This is a genomic window from Shewanella sp. DW31, assembly GCF_015767295.1.
GTDB lineage: Bacteria > Pseudomonadota > Gammaproteobacteria > Enterobacterales > Shewanellaceae > Shewanella > Shewanella oncorhynchi.
On record NZ_JADWMP020000013.1, the window covers coordinates 67,561 to 83,053 of the forward strand.

General features: G+C 44.5%; 14 protein-coding genes. 10 read left to right on the forward strand and 4 right to left on the reverse strand.

Features of this window, described 5'->3' with window-relative positions:
* The first annotated feature begins 6 nt into the window (after window positions 1-6).
* Window positions 7-942, forward strand: a complete 936-nt coding sequence (locus GWI56_RS12420) for a slipin family protein (protein ID WP_105251260.1) — start codon at window positions 7-9, stop codon at window positions 940-942.
* Complete coding sequence (locus GWI56_RS12425; RefSeq protein ID WP_181800857.1) at window positions 942-1,880, forward strand: stomatin-like protein; 939 nt, start codon at window positions 942-944, stop codon at window positions 1,878-1,880. The genes GWI56_RS12420 and GWI56_RS12425 overlap by 1 nt, the downstream gene beginning before the upstream one ends.
* Before the next feature lie 181 nt (window positions 1,881-2,061).
* Here the strand turns inward: GWI56_RS12425 and GWI56_RS12430 are convergent, their stop codons facing one another.
* The 4 genes from GWI56_RS12430 to priA all read right to left on the reverse strand — a co-directional run bounded on the left by GWI56_RS12430 (window position 2,062) and on the right by priA (window position 7,397).
* Window positions 2,062-2,286 carry a hypothetical protein gene (locus GWI56_RS12430; protein WP_006083282.1) on the reverse strand — a complete coding sequence of 75 codons (225 nt, stop codon included), beginning with the start codon at window positions 2,284-2,286 and terminating at the stop codon, window positions 2,062-2,064.
* A 315-nt stretch (window positions 2,287-2,601) separates the two neighbouring features.
* On the reverse strand, window positions 2,602-3,318 hold the full coding sequence (locus GWI56_RS12435; protein ID WP_168825699.1) for an SPOR domain-containing protein: 717 nt from the start codon (window positions 3,316-3,318) through the stop codon (window positions 2,602-2,604).
* A 3-nt stretch (window positions 3,319-3,321) separates the two neighbouring features.
* On the reverse strand, window positions 3,322-5,067 hold the full coding sequence (gene argS / locus GWI56_RS12440) for an arginine--tRNA ligase (RefSeq protein WP_105251263.1): 1,746 nt from the start codon (window positions 5,065-5,067) through the stop codon (window positions 3,322-3,324).
* A gap of 134 nt (window positions 5,068-5,201) precedes the next feature.
* Window positions 5,202-7,397 (reverse strand): primosomal protein N', encoded by a 2,196-nt coding sequence (priA, locus tag GWI56_RS12445; RefSeq protein ID WP_113940093.1) that lies wholly within the window; start codon window positions 7,395-7,397, stop codon window positions 5,202-5,204.
* 102 nt (window positions 7,398-7,499) lie between these two features.
* On the opposite strand from priA, the gene GWI56_RS12450 reads away from it, so the two are divergent.
* The 8 genes from GWI56_RS12450 (at window position 7,500) to GWI56_RS21715 (ending at window position 15,480) form a co-directional block, all read left to right on the forward strand.
* Window positions 7,500-8,513: a FimV/HubP family polar landmark protein gene (locus GWI56_RS12450; protein ID WP_198573050.1), complete on the forward strand. Its 1,014-nt coding sequence runs from the start codon at window positions 7,500-7,502 to the stop codon at window positions 8,511-8,513.
* Between the two features lie 181 nt (window positions 8,514-8,694).
* Window positions 8,695-8,907: a 50S ribosomal protein L31 gene (gene rpmE / locus GWI56_RS12455; RefSeq protein ID WP_063883331.1), complete on the forward strand. Its 213-nt coding sequence runs from the start codon at window positions 8,695-8,697 to the stop codon at window positions 8,905-8,907.
* 522 nt (window positions 8,908-9,429) lie between these two features.
* Complete coding sequence (locus tag GWI56_RS12460) at window positions 9,430-10,674, forward strand: malic enzyme-like NAD(P)-binding protein (protein ID WP_105251266.1); 1,245 nt, start codon at window positions 9,430-9,432, stop codon at window positions 10,672-10,674.
* A gap of 185 nt (window positions 10,675-10,859) precedes the next feature.
* Entirely contained in the window at window positions 10,860-12,803 is a 1,944-nt protein-coding gene (csrD, locus tag GWI56_RS12465; protein ID WP_198573051.1) for an RNase E specificity factor CsrD, read from the forward strand.
* A 245-nt stretch (window positions 12,804-13,048) separates the two neighbouring features.
* Entirely contained in the window at window positions 13,049-13,927 is an 879-nt protein-coding gene (locus tag GWI56_RS12470) for an MSHA biogenesis protein MshI (RefSeq protein ID WP_105251268.1), read from the forward strand.
* A complete protein-coding gene (locus tag GWI56_RS12475) occupies window positions 13,924-14,526 on the forward strand; it encodes a fimbrial assembly protein (protein WP_198573052.1) in 603 nt (200 codons plus the stop codon). The genes GWI56_RS12470 and GWI56_RS12475 overlap by 4 nt, the downstream gene beginning before the upstream one ends.
* Window positions 14,523-15,173 carry an MSHA biogenesis protein MshJ gene (locus GWI56_RS12480; protein WP_198573053.1) on the forward strand — a complete coding sequence of 217 codons (651 nt, stop codon included), beginning with the start codon at window positions 14,523-14,525 and terminating at the stop codon, window positions 15,171-15,173. Before GWI56_RS12475 ends, GWI56_RS12480 begins: the two co-directional genes overlap by 4 nt.
* Window positions 15,160-15,480, forward strand: coding sequence for an MSHA biogenesis protein MshK (locus tag GWI56_RS21715; protein ID WP_105251271.1), 321 nt, complete (start codon window positions 15,160-15,162; stop codon window positions 15,478-15,480). Before GWI56_RS12480 ends, GWI56_RS21715 begins: the two co-directional genes overlap by 14 nt.
* The last annotated feature ends 13 nt before the right edge of the window (window positions 15,481-15,493 follow it).

Here is a 15,493-nt window from a genome sequence, read left to right on the forward strand (position 1 = left end):
GAATCTATGTTTGTATTTACCTTAGTCATTTTATTTATCTTTTTTATTCTTTATAAGTTGATGTTAATTGTGCCGATGCGTGAAGTGCATGTCATTGAGCGTCTTGGCAAATTTCGTGCAGTATTAAGCCCTGGATTTCATTTTTTGATCCCTTTTTTCGATCGCGTCTCCTACCGTCACGATACCCGTGAGCAAGTATTAGATGTGCCGCCACAGAGTTGTATCTCCAAAGATAACACTCAACTTGAAGTGGACGGCTTGGTCTACCTAAAAGTGATGGATGGCAAATTGGCGAGTTATGGTATTGAAAACTACCGTAAAGCAGCGGTGAATTTAGCCCAGACCACTATGCGATCTGAAATCGGTAAGCTGAGTTTGAGTGAGACTTTCTCTGAGCGTGATAGCTTAAATGAATCAATCGTGCGGGAAATAGATAAGGCTTCCGAGCCATGGGGAATCAAGGTATTGCGCTATGAAATTCGTAATATCACGCCTTCACGCCATGTGATCCACACTCTTGAGAAGCAGATGGAAGCTGAGCGTCGTAAACGTGCCGAAATTACCTTAGCGAATGCCGAAAAAGCCGCGATGATCAATATGTCTGAAGGTGAGCGCCAAGAGGCCATTAACCTGTCAGAAGGTCAAAAACAGAAACGGATTAATGAAGCTAAAGGTACAGGTCAGGAGATCGCTATCATAGCCAAAGCAAAATCCGAAGGTATGGCAATGATCTCGCAAGCATTAGCCGTCAATGGCGGTACAGATGCGATGAATATGCTATTAAAAGAACAGTTTATTGCTCAAGTTGGCAAGATCCTCAATGATGCACAAGTCTCTGTTGTTCCCGCTGAAATGGCAAAACTTGAAGGTTTCTTCGAAGGCATGGAGCAAGTCACTCAGACTATGAGTGGCCAGAATAATCTTGGCAAAGGAGCGCGATAATGAATATTCCAGTAGATACAGATTTGATTGTGATGGCGATTTGGGGCCTGATATTTGCCATTTTTGTGATTAAACTATTTCAATCGATCCGCCTAGTACCCACTAAATCGGCTTTTATTGTTGAGCGTTTAGGTAAGTATCACAGTACGTTAGATGCAGGGTTCCATACCTTGATCCCCTTTGTGGATAAAGTGGCTTTTATTCATGATTTGAAAGAAGAAACCATTGACGTACCACCGCAGGAATGTTTCTCGAGCGACGAAGTAAACGTTGAAGTGGATGGGGTGATTTATATCTCTGTGACTGACCCAGTGAAGGCCAGCTATGGTATTACTGATTATCGTTATGCAGCAATTCAGTTGGCGCAAACGACGACGCGCTCTGTCATCGGGACACTTGATCTTGATCGTACGTTTGAAGAGCGTGATGTGATTTCAGCCAAGGTAGTGCAAGTCTTAGATCAAGCGGGTGCCATGTGGGGAATACGCGTGCATCGTTATGAAATTAAAAATATTACACCACCTGAAACCGTTAAAAATGCCATGGAAATGCAAGTAAATGCCGAGCGTGAGCGCCGTGCATTATTGGCTAAGAGTGAAGGCGACAAACAGAGTAAAATTAACCGTTCTGAAGGGGTTAAAGCTGAAACGGTAAACCGTTCTGAAGGTGAGATGCAGCGCCGGATTAACGAAGCCGAAGGTAAGGCTGAGGAAATTTTAACCATTTCCCGCGCAACGGCAGAATCGATTGAACGTCTCGCCTCTGTTATTGCCGCGCCGGGTGGTCACAATGCCCTGCGGATGCAACTCGGTGAGCAATACTTTAAACAGCTCGATGGCTTAAGCCAGAAGAATAGTCGAGTGGTGTTACCGGGTAATATGGTGGATTTCGATTATTGGATGAATAGCATAGGCTTAACGGAAGAAAAACCGAGCTAAGGCTGTGGTTAAAATCTGAAACTAGCTAGATTATTAAGGTCAAATACTTAGGTGTTTGGCCTTATTTTTTGGCTGTAATTGGATTCTGAGTTATGAAGAGTGAGTGGGTTAGACAGCTTCTGTTGAATGAACCGCCAGAAGCTGCAGTTGGGCATAGATAAATTTTTCATTGAATGGAAGGCTAATAAGCTAGGCGTTCGTGAATTTGGGAATGGGCGTGGGTTTCAATGAGCTTGGCAATTTGGTTTTGTTCTAATTGCTGAAGCGCAGAAATTTCGTCATAAATCTTGTCTTGAACATCTAGTGGCATGCGCACATGTTCCATAAACATCCTAATTCCCAGCATGTCGCCACTCTTGAACAATTGGCTGAATTCGGTGGCTTCTATCTCGATTAATGCATTCATAATACTTCACCCTGAGGTTGGATTTGACACAGATACAGCGGTCTTGCTGTTAATTAAGAGATACGCTTAAGTTTGATCTAGGTCAATTAAACTGCATATTAATCTTTCTTAATAAAGGATTTTGTTGTTTACAAATAATGGGTTATAAATTTAGTAGATCAGCAAATTTGAAATGAGTTGTTGTTTAAAACTGAGTTTTTATGGGTAGGCAGAATCAATAAGTGAGTCATGTGATACGGATAAAAAAATAGCGACGAGCGATAAAACGCTGGCCGCTATTTATTCTTAATAGTCTATCAGGAGTAGGCTAAAGCCTTATTTAGGAATCGCCAGAATCTGGCAACCATTAATCCCCGCTTTTTGCAGTGTATGACGTTTACGCTCTGCATCACGTTTACGCTCGAAGGGGCCTAAAGCAACCTTGTACCATACGCCAGTCGTACCTTCGACTTGTCTCACTTGCGCCTCTAAACCTTGGAAAGCGATGACAGCTTTCATCTCGTTCGCCTGTGATTCTTGGCGGAAAGAAGCACACTGCAACTGATATTGCATCGGTGTTCTGCTCGCAACAATATCGGGAATATCGACCTCAACATGCTTATTTTCAAGCTCGTTCAGATAGGTCCATTCTTCCTTTGGTTGTGGTGGCAGAGCATTAGGATCCTTCTTTGGCGGAACAATAAGCTCAGCAGTTTCAGTTGTCTCTACTGGGATAACGACCGCTTGGCGTTCAGGTTCTTTGACCTTAGGAGTAAGCACCGCTGTCTCTTGAGGCTTAACTTGTACTTCCGTTTTCTTGGCTGGAGCGGGTATCGGCTTCACTTCTTGCTTAGCATTATCTTTAATGCTTGACAGGAAATAGACGAAACAACCCACAGCGAGTATGACAAAGCCTATCAAGGTCAGCGGCAGCTTCTTACGCGGCGCCGATTTAGATTGTGAAGGCTTTGCTCGAGTTGGGCGAGTCGCGCGGATTGGGCGCGGTTTAGCGCCCGACTGCGGCCTTCTATTGGCATAATCGCGATTACTCATGGCTTACATCCGCTCTAAGGTTTCAATACCGAGTAGATTTAGGCCTTTTTGTAATGTACGAGCCGTCAGTTGCGCGAGTAATAAACGGCTGTTCTTTTGCGCGTCATTATCGGCGGCAAGCACTGGACAAGCTTCGTAGAAGCTAGAGAAAGCACCCGCTAATTCATATAAATAAGCACACAGTACGTGCGGCTGACCTTTATCGACAACACGATTGAGGATCTCACCGAACTGCGCCAACTTATTACCGAGATCTTTCTCTTTTTCATGCTCAAGCACGATTTTCGCTTGGCTGAGATCCAGATCAGTTACTCGCTTGAATATGCCCGCAACACGGGTGTAAGCGTACAGCAGGTAAGGTGCGGTATTGCCTTCGAAGCTGAGCATTTGTTCAAAGCTGAAAATGTAATCGCTGGTGCGGTTTTTCGACAAGTCAGCATATTTAACGGCACTGATCCCAACGACACGGGCGATTTCAGTTAGCGTGGCCTCATCCATATCAGGATTTTTGCTACGAACGAGTTCTAGCGCGCGCACATTGGCTTCTTCTAACAGGTCAACTAATTTAACGACACCGCCGCTACGGGTTTTGAATGGACGGCCATCTTCGCCGTTCATAGTACCAAAACCTAAGTGTTCTAACGACATATCTTCACGGACAAACTTAGCCAGTTTCGCTAGGCTAAAGACTTGTTGGAAATGCAGTGCCTGACGTAGGTCAACAAAATACAGGACACGATCGGCCTTTAACACGTTCGAGCGGTAGCGCATTGCCGCAAGATCTGAGGTGGCATACAAATAGCCGCCATCGGCCTTTTGGATGATAACAGGCAATGGCTCACCTTCTTTGTTGCGGAAGGCTTCTTGGAATACGACTTTAGCGCCGTTACTTTCGGTTAATAAACCTTGGGCATCTAAATCTTTAACCACTTGCTCGAGATCGGCGTTATAAGCACTTTCGCCGTGTACATCGGCGCGGGTCAGGCTCACACCTAAACGGGCGTAGACTTCATGGCAGTGGCTTAACGAAATGTCGTTAAATTCGCGCCACAGTTTGTTGCAATACTCGTCGCCAGATTGCAGTTCGACCACTAACTGACGAGCGCGGGTTGCGAATTCTGCTGATTCGTCGAAACGCAGTTTAGCGGCACGATAAAAGTTTTCTAAATCAGACAGTTCAAGTTGAGCTTCTTCACCATTTTTGGCGCGCAGCTCTTCCATATAGGCCAGCAACATACCAAATTGTGTGCCCCAGTCGCCCACATGGTTTTGACGAATAACCTTGTGGCCTAAAAATTCTAACGCACGCACAACACTGTCACCAATGATGGTTGAACGTAGATGGCCTACATGCATTTCTTTGGCGAGGTTGGGTGAAGAGTAATCGACAACAACGGTTTGTGGTGTCGGTAACTTAATGCCTAAATGCTCATCGTTGACGGCATTTTGCAGTTGATCTGCTAAGGCGCTGTCGTTGATGAAAAAGTTGATAAAGCCTGGTCCTGCAATTTCAACCTTAGCCACAAAAGCCGAAGCCGGTAAGGTATCTATGATCAGTTGGGCTAATTCGCGTGGATTCTTGCCTGCGACCTTGGTTAGCATCATGGCTAAGTTGGTTGCCAAGTCGCCATGACTCTTATCCTTGGTTCGATCTACCTGAATGCGTGCTTCAAAGTCAGCAGGCACAATACCTTGTTGTTTAAAGGATTCTAGAGTTTGTTCAAGTAATGATTGGATATGTGATTTCATGGGTTCTAATCGGCACTAACTTTAAGAGTGAATACAGGGAATAACCGCATATTTTAGCCGTTTGTGGTTAACAATTGCTATCTTCCCGATGATTTTTTATCAAATGGCGCTTAAATACTTATCAAATACTCGACTCAGAGGAGATCCTGTGGATCTCTGTCTAAGCTCCATCGGCAGCGTTTAGCTTCGATAAGTTGTTCTACAAGCGGATGAATACGTTCAAACTCTTGTTGCAAGCGATTGCGGTTTTTAGCTTGGAATAAGAGTTGGCGGCGGAACTTGCCGGCTTTTTTATCTAAGGGCGCTGGCATAGGACCAATCACCTCAAATTCTTTATCTTGCGGCAAAAGCGCGGCAAAGGCGTTGAGAAAGTTATCGGCATCACTGGCTAAATGCGCTTCGGCGCGCACTAACACCATGTGCCATGCTGGCGGCAGCAGTGCTTGTTGACGTTCTTTGAGCTGGCTGCGAGCAAACTCGCCATAACCGCGGTGCAGCAAATCCCGCAAAATGGGATTGTCGCTCTGGTGAGTTTGCAATAATACCGTGCCGGGTTTACTGGCGCGCCCTGCGCGCCCTGCAACTTGGGTATAGAGTTGCCCAAAACGTTCGGGCGCGCGGAAGTCGGCGCTAAATAAAGCGCCATCGACATCGAGTAACCCAACAAGCGTCACATCAGGGAAGTGGTGGCCCTTAGCTAGCATTTGCGTGCCGACGAGGATTTTATATTCCCCCTTATGAATCGCATTTAAGTGGGTTTCTAATGAACCTTTAAGGCGGGTCGTATCACGGTCGATGCGCACTACTGGATGTTTAGGAAACTCTTGTTGCAGCGCTTCGGCGAGCTGTTCTGTGCCTATGCCTTGGCCCATCAACATAGTGCTGCCACATTTGTGACACTGCTTGGGGATAGCGTATTGATTGCCACAATGGTGACAGCAAATTTCGCCAAGGGATTGATGTACTGTGAAAAACGCGTCGCAGCGGTCGCATTCGTGTAAGTGCCCACACTCGTGGCAAAGCAGGGCTGGTGCGAAGCCGCGGCGATTGAGAAACAACAAGACTTGGTTGCCTGCGTCTAAATGCAGGCGGATTTCGTTCAGTAACGGCACTGACATACCGGCTTTCAGCGGCATATTTTTAATATCGATAATGCCTTGGCGCACTTTTTTAGCCGCACCTGCGCGTTCACCCAATTGTAAATGATGGTAACGGCCGCTTAAGGCATTTTGTAGACTTTCGAGTGAGGGCGTTGCTGTGCCCAAAATCACCGGAATCGCTTCTAAATGGCCACGCATGACTGCCAAGTCGCGGGCATGATAACCAACGCCTTCCTGTTGTTTGAAGCTACTGTCGTGTTCTTCATCGAGTATGATGATGCCGGGATACGCCATAGGTGTGAACAATGCTGAACGCGTGCCAATAATGATTGCCGCCTGACCACAGCGGGCTTGGCGCCATGCTTCGAGTCTTTGATTGTCGGTTAACCCTGAATGCAAAATGGCAACATTGACTTTGAAACGGCGCTTAAAGCGATTGATTGTCTGGGGTGTTAAGCCGATTTCAGGCACTAAAATTAACGCTTGTTTGCCTTGCTTGAGGATTTCTTCGAGTACAGCAAGATAGACTTCCGTTTTACCCGAACCGGTAATGCCTTCTAATAAAGTACAGTGATATCCTTGTTGCAGATTTAAAGTGGCAACGGCGACGGCTTGTTCTTTATTGAGTTTATGTGGCGTTTCGTCCATTTCGAGTGTGGTGCGCCAGTCGAGGTTAAGCTCGGCAATTTTTTCATGGCGTGCCACCCAGCCTTTATCTTCTAGGGCTTTAAGCGCCGCTTTACTGATGTCTAAGCTGATAACCTCTTCTTGGGTTAAGCTGGCGGTTTTGAGTAACTCGAGTAGTTTTTTCTGTGCGGGTGCGCGTTTAACTGCTTCGGGCGCAATATTTTGGCCTATTTCAGTTAATTGCCAGAATTGGATCTTTTGTGGCGCGGCATCGAGCCCTTTACGCAGGGCCACAGGTAAGGCTTGGGTTAGCATCTGCCCTTGGCTGCAAAAATAGTATCTCGCAGCCCAAAGAGTTAATTTATAAAGTGATTCAGGCAGTAAAGGTTTATCGTCGATAAACTCGAGCACAGACTTAATTTGCTTTGGGGCTAAGCTGCAAGACTCAGTGATACCTGTGACTAACCCGATCAATTGTTGACGACCGAAGGGAACTTTAACGCGCACACCTATTTGCGGTGTACTAGGATAGGATTCGGGTACGCGGTAGCTAAAGGTTTGCCGCATAGGCACAGGTAACGCAACTTCGACAAACAATGACATATGCAGGCAAGTCTTAGACAAGAATGTGGTTTAGTGTACTCAGCGCGGCTGGCTAGGGCTAGCCCTAATGATGGTTTACCAAGGATAGTTGAGAGTAAATAAATGGCTAATATAGTGAAATCATTAGGTCTACTTGCTTTGGTGTGCAGTGCACCTAGCATGGCACAAGTCTCCCATGTGAGCATTAATAGCCGGATGTTTGAATTAGGCGCTTACCCTAAACTCAGGGTGAATGTGATCGCAGACAATCAAGATATGTCGCGCTTAGAGTTTGTTGTGCAGCAAGCAAGCGGCGAAGAAAGGTTAATGGTTGAGGAGATTAATCGCTTTTTAGTTTTACTCACTGGCGTTGAAGATGTGAAGGATAGTAGCGCTAAACTCTTAGTGAGAGAGTATCGTCTTGACCGATGGTATGACGTCAAAAGTATCAATTTATTCGGCACAGCTAAACCTGCCTCTGCCGCGTTAACGACAAAAGCGGTTTCGGACACTAAAAATACCACCACAGCGGGCGCCCCAAAAAGTGCGGATAAAGTGGGCATTAAGCCTGTAAAAGTGGTGGTAGAATCAAAGCCACTTGAAGAGGTAACGCCCGCAGTGACTGTTGCTACTGCTGCAAATACCCAATCCAAAGTACCAACGGTAGAAGTGGTGACTGGCTTTAAATTTCCTGAAGCCGCGAATAAACAAAATACGTCGGCTACTGAGATAAGCGCCTTCGCTAAAACCTCTGAGACGATTGCTGTTGAAAAAGTGGTCGTTGAAAACGCTGCAACTGAAACTGTGGTTCCAGAAATAGTGAAAACGGCAAATAATGAGCAAAAACAGAATATTGCTGAAACGGCCTCACAGACGCCCGAACATTGCCAGTTAACGTATCTTGCTGGCGAGACGTTGTGGCGTATCGCCAATCGATATGCCAAGGATTGGGATGTGAGTGTATATGGCGCTATGTTGGCGATTTACGAGGCAAATCCTGTGGCTTTCTCGAAGAATAGAATCAATGCACTCAAGAGTAATGCGGTGCTATCTTGTCCTTCGAAAATGATTTTGGATCAGCATTCTGATGCTAAAGAGGCGCGGGCGGTATTTGAGGCTAAAGAAGCGGGAAAATAAGCCGCTTAACTAAAGTCAAAATAGACACAGATTAACCGGCAAACGCTCAGATAATCTACTTGTATCCCTTGTAGGTATGCTGTACCATTCTGCGCCCTAAACATATTGTTATTAACATGCATGTGGTGTCCGACTACGGGTTGGAAGAGCGACATGGCCTTACACTTTTGAGGTAACCCCAATGAAACCAGGTATCCACCCAACATACGCTATCATCACTGCAAACTGTACTTGTGGTAACGTTATCAAAGTAAACTCTACTGCTGGTAAAGATCTGCATTTAGACGTATGTGGTGCTTGTCACCCATTCTACACTGGTACACAAAAAGTTGTTGATACCGGCGGTCGTATCGACAAATTCAACAAGCGCTTCGCAGTGCTTGCAAAGAAATAATTGCGATTGCAATGTTTCTAGAAAAGGCGCCTATGGCGCCTTTTTGCTTTTTGTTATTCGTCAATTTTCTTTATTCCGCTTATTCTACATATCTAGCTGGTACGACTTCACTCAATAAATCGTCAACTTATTCAGTATTGAGAGTTCAAGTGTATAATTCGACTTATTTATAGTAATTAACTATAAGATAAATATGCTAGTCGCCATATATTGTAATTTAACCAACATTTTTGAGATTAAGTCGCTACAACTACCGCAGTAACTACAAAATATATGTTTGTTTCCTACAAAACATATTAAGAAATGCAGCTTTATTATAGGAGATAATTTTATAAAACTAAGCTTAGAGTGTCTATTTGGCGGCTAAAGTGAAATTTATGAATCTCTTATTTATAAATTCCCCTTATTGGCGTATCTTACCCCGACCAGCCAGACTATTAACATCACCCTTTGGTGAGACTAGATGTGTGTTGGTAGGTCTTACTCTCATAAATTATAAATGTCGCATTTCAGGATTTTAAAATGTCAGATATTCGTCAACAAGCACTCGATTATCATGAATTTCCCATACCAGGCAAAACCGCAGTTTGCCTTACCAAACCCGCCGAAACGAGTCACGATCTCGCCCTAGCTTATAGCCCAGGTGTGGCTGAGCCAGTACGCGAAATCGCTGCAGATCCTGACAATGCGTATCGTTATACCAATAAAGGTAATACGGTTGCCGTGATTACCAATGGTACGGCTATCTTAGGTTTAGGGAATTTGGGCCCTTTGGCTTCTAAACCTGTAATGGAAGGTAAAGCATTATTGTTCAAGCATTTTGCGAATATCGATTCGACAGATATTGAGATTACGCATAATACGCCTGAGGAATTTATTAATACTGTTGCTGCGATTGCTGACACCTTTGGTGGTATCAATCTTGAAGATATTAAAGCGCCCGAATGCTTTGTTATCGAACGTGAATTGATTGCTCGTTGTAAAGTACCTGTATTCCATGATGATCAACACGGCACCGCAATCGTGACTGCGGCGGGTATGATCAATGCGCTGGAAATTCAAGGCAAGTTGATCAGCGACGCGACTTTTGTGTGTATGGGCGCGGGTGCAGCTGCCATCGCTTGTATGACTATGCTGGTAAAATGCGGTGCGAATCGCGCCAACATTTACATGCTAGATACTAAAGGTGTTATTCATTCTGGCCGTACAGATCTTAATGAATATAAAGCACTATTTGCGAATGATACCGAGAAACGCACGCTTCTTGATGTTATTAAAGGCGCAGACGTATTTTTAGGTCTATCAGGTCCTGACGTCATTGGTGCAGAAGAAGTCGCGCTGATGGCCGATAAGCCAGTGATTTTTGCGTGTTCTAACCCAGATCCTGAAATCAAACCTGCACTTGCTCATGCAACGCGTAGTGATTTGATCATGGGTACGGGTCGTAGCGACTATCCAAACCAAGTGAATAACGTATTGTGTTTCCCGTTTATTTTCCGTGGTGCATTGGATGTGCGTGCGTCTTGCATTAATGATGAGATGAAAATTGCGGCAGTTCATGCAATTGCATCACTGGCGAAAGAGCCTGTGCCTGCGAGTGTATTGAAGGCTTATCCTAATGTGACGTCGCTGAGTTTTGGCCCTGAATATGTGCTGCCAAAACCTATGGACCCACGTTTATTGCCAAATGTTGCCCGTGCGGTTGCACAAGCGGCTATCGACTCTGGTGTGGCTGCGATCACCACTTTACCTAAATACGCCGACTAGGCTAAAAGTGGTAAAAACATTAAAAAGAGGCTAATTAGCCTCTTTTTTGTTTTTAAGTGGACATTAAAGTCACAGCGTCTTAGTTGCCTTTTAGGTTATGCTACTGAATAATCAACGGACAACTTTGTTGTACTCCTGTTAAAATCGCACAAATAATTATAATAATCCTGCAGGATAGCGGATAGATGAAATTCACCCGAATGTTAACTACAAAATTAACCAGCTTTTGGTTAATGTCATTAGCCGCTATCGCCTTCGTATTTTTGCTGAGCGCTATGATGAGTTTCGTGCAGCTGACCTATAAATTTCAGCAGCAAAAAGTCGCTGAACTCGAAACTATGTTAGTCGATCAGTTTCAACACCAACCTGATTGGGAGCTAGAGGCTTGGCTACCGCCCATGCTGCTTGCTTACAATGCCGTTAATTTTCGGTTGACCTTGAAAGATGAAGTATTATTTGCCTATGAAGGCAACCTTTCTACGCAAAATGCGATGGTGTATGACCATGTGCTAGAGCCGACATCAGGCTTGCGTATGCAGTTAACCTTGACTCAGCCCTTCGAGCATTACACTTTCAGTTGGTATGAAATTCTGATTTTGTTGGTCGGTATCTTAGCTGTGGCTGCCTTAGTGCGTTTTGGTTATTTATGGTTTTCACAGCAGCTCGATGGCATTGAAGAATTAGCCTTACGCAGTCGATTGATTCTGCAAGGTAAGTATGAGCAAGCACTCGCTACCCCTGGAAATGGTAAACCAAGGCTGATTAACCGTGCTTTGACTAAGTTGTTAGAAGAGTTACAGGACGCACAAAAGGAGCGGGGGCGTTTCGACAAATTCATCCGTTCTAATACCTTTCTTGATGCGGAAACGCGCATTGGTAACCGACTCTTTTTGAATAATCGTCTCGACGCCCTTAGTCATAATCAGGCTATGCTTGCCCACGGGGTGATCTATTTATTAGAAATGGATGATCTGGATTTATTGCAGCAATCCCAAGGTGAAGCAGTGACGAAAGAGCTATTAAACTCGACTGTTAATGCAATAAGTCAATTGCTGCAAACTCAAGCTAATAGTATTTTTGCCCGTCGCTCCCATAATCAATTTGCCATAGTAGTGCCGCAAATCTCCTTAATTGAAGCGGATCAATTTGCCAGCAAATTACTCAAGATATGTCTAAGCCAGCCTTTGCCTGATGTTGAGAATCGCGATAACTTTTTCCACCTCGGATGCGCTTATTTTACCGCAGGCGATAATGCGGCTCAGTTAATTGAAGAAGCCGATATGGCTTTGAGGGCGGCACAATTACAGGGTAATAGTAATTGGTTTATGTACGACAAAGGCGCGATTGATGAAGAATTTGCTAAAGGTTCAGTGCGTTGGCGAAGCTTTTTAGAAAACGCGTTAGTGCAGCGGCGCTTTTTTCCCTTTAGTCAGCCGATAATTGATTCAGATGGTAATGAACACCATAAAGAGATATTTACGCGTGCTCGGGATAATCAGGGGGCGTTAATCCGTGCCACACTGTTTATTCCAATGGCGAATAAATGTGGCTTAATGCCACAGGTTGAACGGCAAATTATTGAGCGGGTATTGTTATTATTGTCGAATGAATTAGCAGACGGCGTATCGAATGCTCAAACAGTTAAGAAATCAGCGCCACAGATATACAGTATTAATCTGAGTTTGGATTCGCTAATGAGCCGAGCCTTCACTCAATGGCTAAAAACGACGCTATTAGAATATCGCCATCTAACCACGCGACTGATTTTCGAAGTGTCTGAAGATATCGTTATTCAACATCAAGAAAAGTTGCAGCCTAAATTAGATATGATCCGTAAAATGGGCGCGAGATTATGTGTCGATCATGTGGGTCAGCAGGTTGTCGGTACTTATTACATTCGCGAATGCCATTTTGATTTAATTAAGTTACACAGATCCATCGTGCGTCATATTCATTTACGACCAGAAAACCAATTATTTATTCGCAGTTTGATTGGCGGTTTATATCGAACGGAAGTACAAGTCTGCGCCGAAGGGGTAGAAGTTTTTGAAGAGTGGCAGACACTGCAAATCCTCGGTGTTGGCGCAGCGCAAGGAATGTATTTCAGTGAACCCATAGAGGCTAAGTAAGGGAAGTTCAGTGTTTGGGTGATTAATGTCGTCTTAGAGACAAATAGATCCTATTATTCACGTATTTATCTATAAAATACGAGCATTTGCGGCTAAACTAGCCAGTGCCAAAAATATGACGTTTGCGGTTTTTATTCTGTATCGAGCAGGTCATAGGTCAAGGAGCACTGGAGAGTGGAGTGACAGGAAGTTTGTGCGAAAGAGACTACTCAAGCTTTTAAATTCAGTTGGTTATAGGCATCTTTATGGAAAAAAGTCTTATAGGTCGATTAGCCTTTTGGCAGAAGAGAACAGAACCGACTAGCCTTGGTGTCTATGTCTGCGCCGATAAATTATGGGTGTACGCACCTGCCCAAAAAGAGAATGCTGAGCAGTGGTTACCCTTTGAGCTGAAAGATGAGCACTGGTCATTGGCGTTTGCTGCTGTGGCTAAATCCTTTCCTAATGCACAGTTACAGCTGATTTTGGCTTCAGGCCTTTATCAATTACTGCTGACCGATAAACCGAATGTCGATACTGTCGAGTTATCCCAAGCTTTGCTGTGGTCAATTAAAGACATGGTCACGCTACCTGTACCGCAAATCCATTTGGATTACTTTGAGTCACCCATTCCGAGTAATAAAATCAACGTTGTGGTGGTGGATAAAGCTAAGTTAGTGAGCATGGTGCAGGCCATTCATGAACAAGATTTACAACTTTTCGGTATTAGTATCGAAGAGTTAGCCGTGACTAACCTATTTAATGATGACAACCAAGCGCGTCTGGTGGTAAGCCATAATCCCGGTCAAGAATTGCTACTGACTGTGGTTAAGCAAGGTCAGCTGTATATGCAGCGTCGCGTGCGCGGATTTACTCAATTGGATAAGACTCAAGCGGATGAGTTAAGTTATGGCATGGCAGACAATTTAAGCTTAGAAATTCAGCGTTCTATGGATTATTTTGAAAGTCAATTGAGACAGGCTCCGGTATCTTCTATCGAACTCCTCGCCGATGGTGCCGTGGATACTTTAGCTAAGTTAGTCTCGGCAAACTTCAATCAAGCTGTGAATGTCATTGATAAAAGCTGTGTTGGCGCGCGAATGGCGGGATTAGCCTTTGCTGAATTTTATCGAGGTACAGAGTGATTAAATACCGAGTCAATCTTTACACTCCTTCATTATTGCCCCCGAAGCAAAGATTAACCTTTGCGCGTTTAAGTGCTTACGCCTTGGTTTTTGCGATCTTATTTGCGGTTTTAAGTGGTTATAGCTACTGGCAAGTCAGTGAGTTACAACAGGCCCAGCAGTTGGCTGCCCAACAAAAGCAGCAATTCGATACCCAAAAACAGGCATTAGAAGCACAAATTGCTGCGCGTAAACCCGATGCCGATCTTGTTGCGCGAGTCGATTTAGCGGCACAACAGTTAGAGCTTAAGCAATTACTCATGGGAGAATTGAGTCTTAGGACTTCTTTAACCAGTCGTGGGTTTGCGCCAGTTCTTAAAGATTTAGCCATCGTGTCGGATGCGAGTGTTTGGCTTAGTCATATCGTCATTAATGAGCAAGATTTTATGTTCGAAGGTTTTGCCGATCATCCTCAAAGCATTCCGCAGTGGATTGGCAAACTCAAAACTACGCAGACTTTAAAGGGGCAAGCTTTCTCGTCGATGAGCATGGATCGCGGTGAAGATAAACCTTTGGCCTTTACCTTGAAAAGCGATAACAAGGAGGAAGCCGCGCAATGAAGCAAAAGTTAGCCCAATTAGGACAACAGTTTGATGCGCTAAGTCGCCGTGAGCGAGTGTTGATCTCAGTCGCCATTCTGGCCGTGGTCGGAATGCTGAGTTATTTACCTTTAGAGTCCCTGTGGAAAACCCATGTGGCTGTTTCACAACAGCTAAAAGCCTTAGAGCAGGAAAACGCGATTTCGGCTCAGCAGGTTGACTTGTATCAGCAACGTTTAGCGTTAGATCCCAATCAAGATTACCAACAGCGTTTAGTGTTGTTGCAGCAACAAAATCAAGCCCTAGATGCCCAGCTCGATGAGCAGATGGTGGATATGGTGCCGGCAGACTATATGCCGCAGTTGCTGGGTAATTTACTAGGACAAGTGCAAGGGATTAAATTAATTAAGTTTATGTCGATAGCGCCCATCCCATTGTTACCCGTGGGTGAAGAGAAAAAACTCAATCTATATAGCCATGGTATTCGCTTGAGTTTAGAGGGCGATTATTTTTCTGTGTTGCGCTTTGTTGAAGCCGTTGAGGCCATGCCAGATAAACTTTATTGGAAGCGTCTCGACTATAAAGTCGCAGAATATCCAAAAGCGACCGTTGAGATTGAACTTTATACCTTGAGTATTAATAAGGACTTTATCAGTGTTTCTAAATAAGTCTTATATTATCAGTGTGTTGTTATTGGTTAGTAGCCCTATGGTGTCTGCTGAATCGCTGCGCGACCCGACTTTGCCCGGTAAAGGCTTTGCTGTGCAGGGTCATGCGAGTCAAACGCAGGATCAGGCGCTTGTACTTAACAGCATAGTAAGCTCAGGAAACACGGCTTATGCTGTGATAAATAACAAGATATTGTCTGTTGGCGACAGCGTTCAGGGGCTGAGTATCGTTAAAATTACCCCCACTTATGTATCGCTGTCCGATGGACGGAAATTGACATTGTTTCAAGCAATAACAGAGAGATAGGGAATACACCTCA

What these genes read in the sequence shown, in the direction of transcription:
- GWI56_RS12420 (WP_105251260.1), top strand. Translation starts at nt 7, where the DNA reads ATGTTTGTATTTACCTTAGTCATTTTATTTATCTTTTTTATTCTTTAT.
- GWI56_RS12425 (WP_181800857.1), top strand. Translation starts at nt 942, where the DNA reads ATGAATATTCCAGTAGATACAGATTTGATTGTGATGGCGATTTGGGGC.
- GWI56_RS12430 (WP_006083282.1), bottom strand. Translation starts at nt 2,286, where the DNA reads ATGAATGCATTAATCGAGATAGAAGCCACCGAATTCAGCCAATTGTTC.
- GWI56_RS12435 (WP_168825699.1), bottom strand. Translation starts at nt 3,318, where the DNA reads ATGAGTAATCGCGATTATGCCAATAGAAGGCCGCAGTCGGGCGCTAAA.
- argS (WP_105251263.1), bottom strand. Translation starts at nt 5,067, where the DNA reads ATGAAATCACATATCCAATCATTACTTGAACAAACTCTAGAATCCTTT.
- priA (WP_113940093.1), bottom strand. Translation starts at nt 7,397, where the DNA reads ATGTCATTGTTTGTCGAAGTTGCGTTACCTGTGCCTATGCGGCAAACC.
- GWI56_RS12450 (WP_198573050.1), top strand. Translation starts at nt 7,500, where the DNA reads ATGGCTAATATAGTGAAATCATTAGGTCTACTTGCTTTGGTGTGCAGT.
- rpmE (WP_063883331.1), top strand. Translation starts at nt 8,695, where the DNA reads ATGAAACCAGGTATCCACCCAACATACGCTATCATCACTGCAAACTGT.
- GWI56_RS12460 (WP_105251266.1), top strand. Translation starts at nt 9,430, where the DNA reads ATGTCAGATATTCGTCAACAAGCACTCGATTATCATGAATTTCCCATA.
- csrD (WP_198573051.1), top strand. Translation starts at nt 10,860, where the DNA reads ATGAAATTCACCCGAATGTTAACTACAAAATTAACCAGCTTTTGGTTA.
- GWI56_RS12470 (WP_105251268.1), top strand. Translation starts at nt 13,049, where the DNA reads ATGGAAAAAAGTCTTATAGGTCGATTAGCCTTTTGGCAGAAGAGAACA.
- GWI56_RS12480 (WP_198573053.1), top strand. Translation starts at nt 14,523, where the DNA reads ATGAAGCAAAAGTTAGCCCAATTAGGACAACAGTTTGATGCGCTAAGT.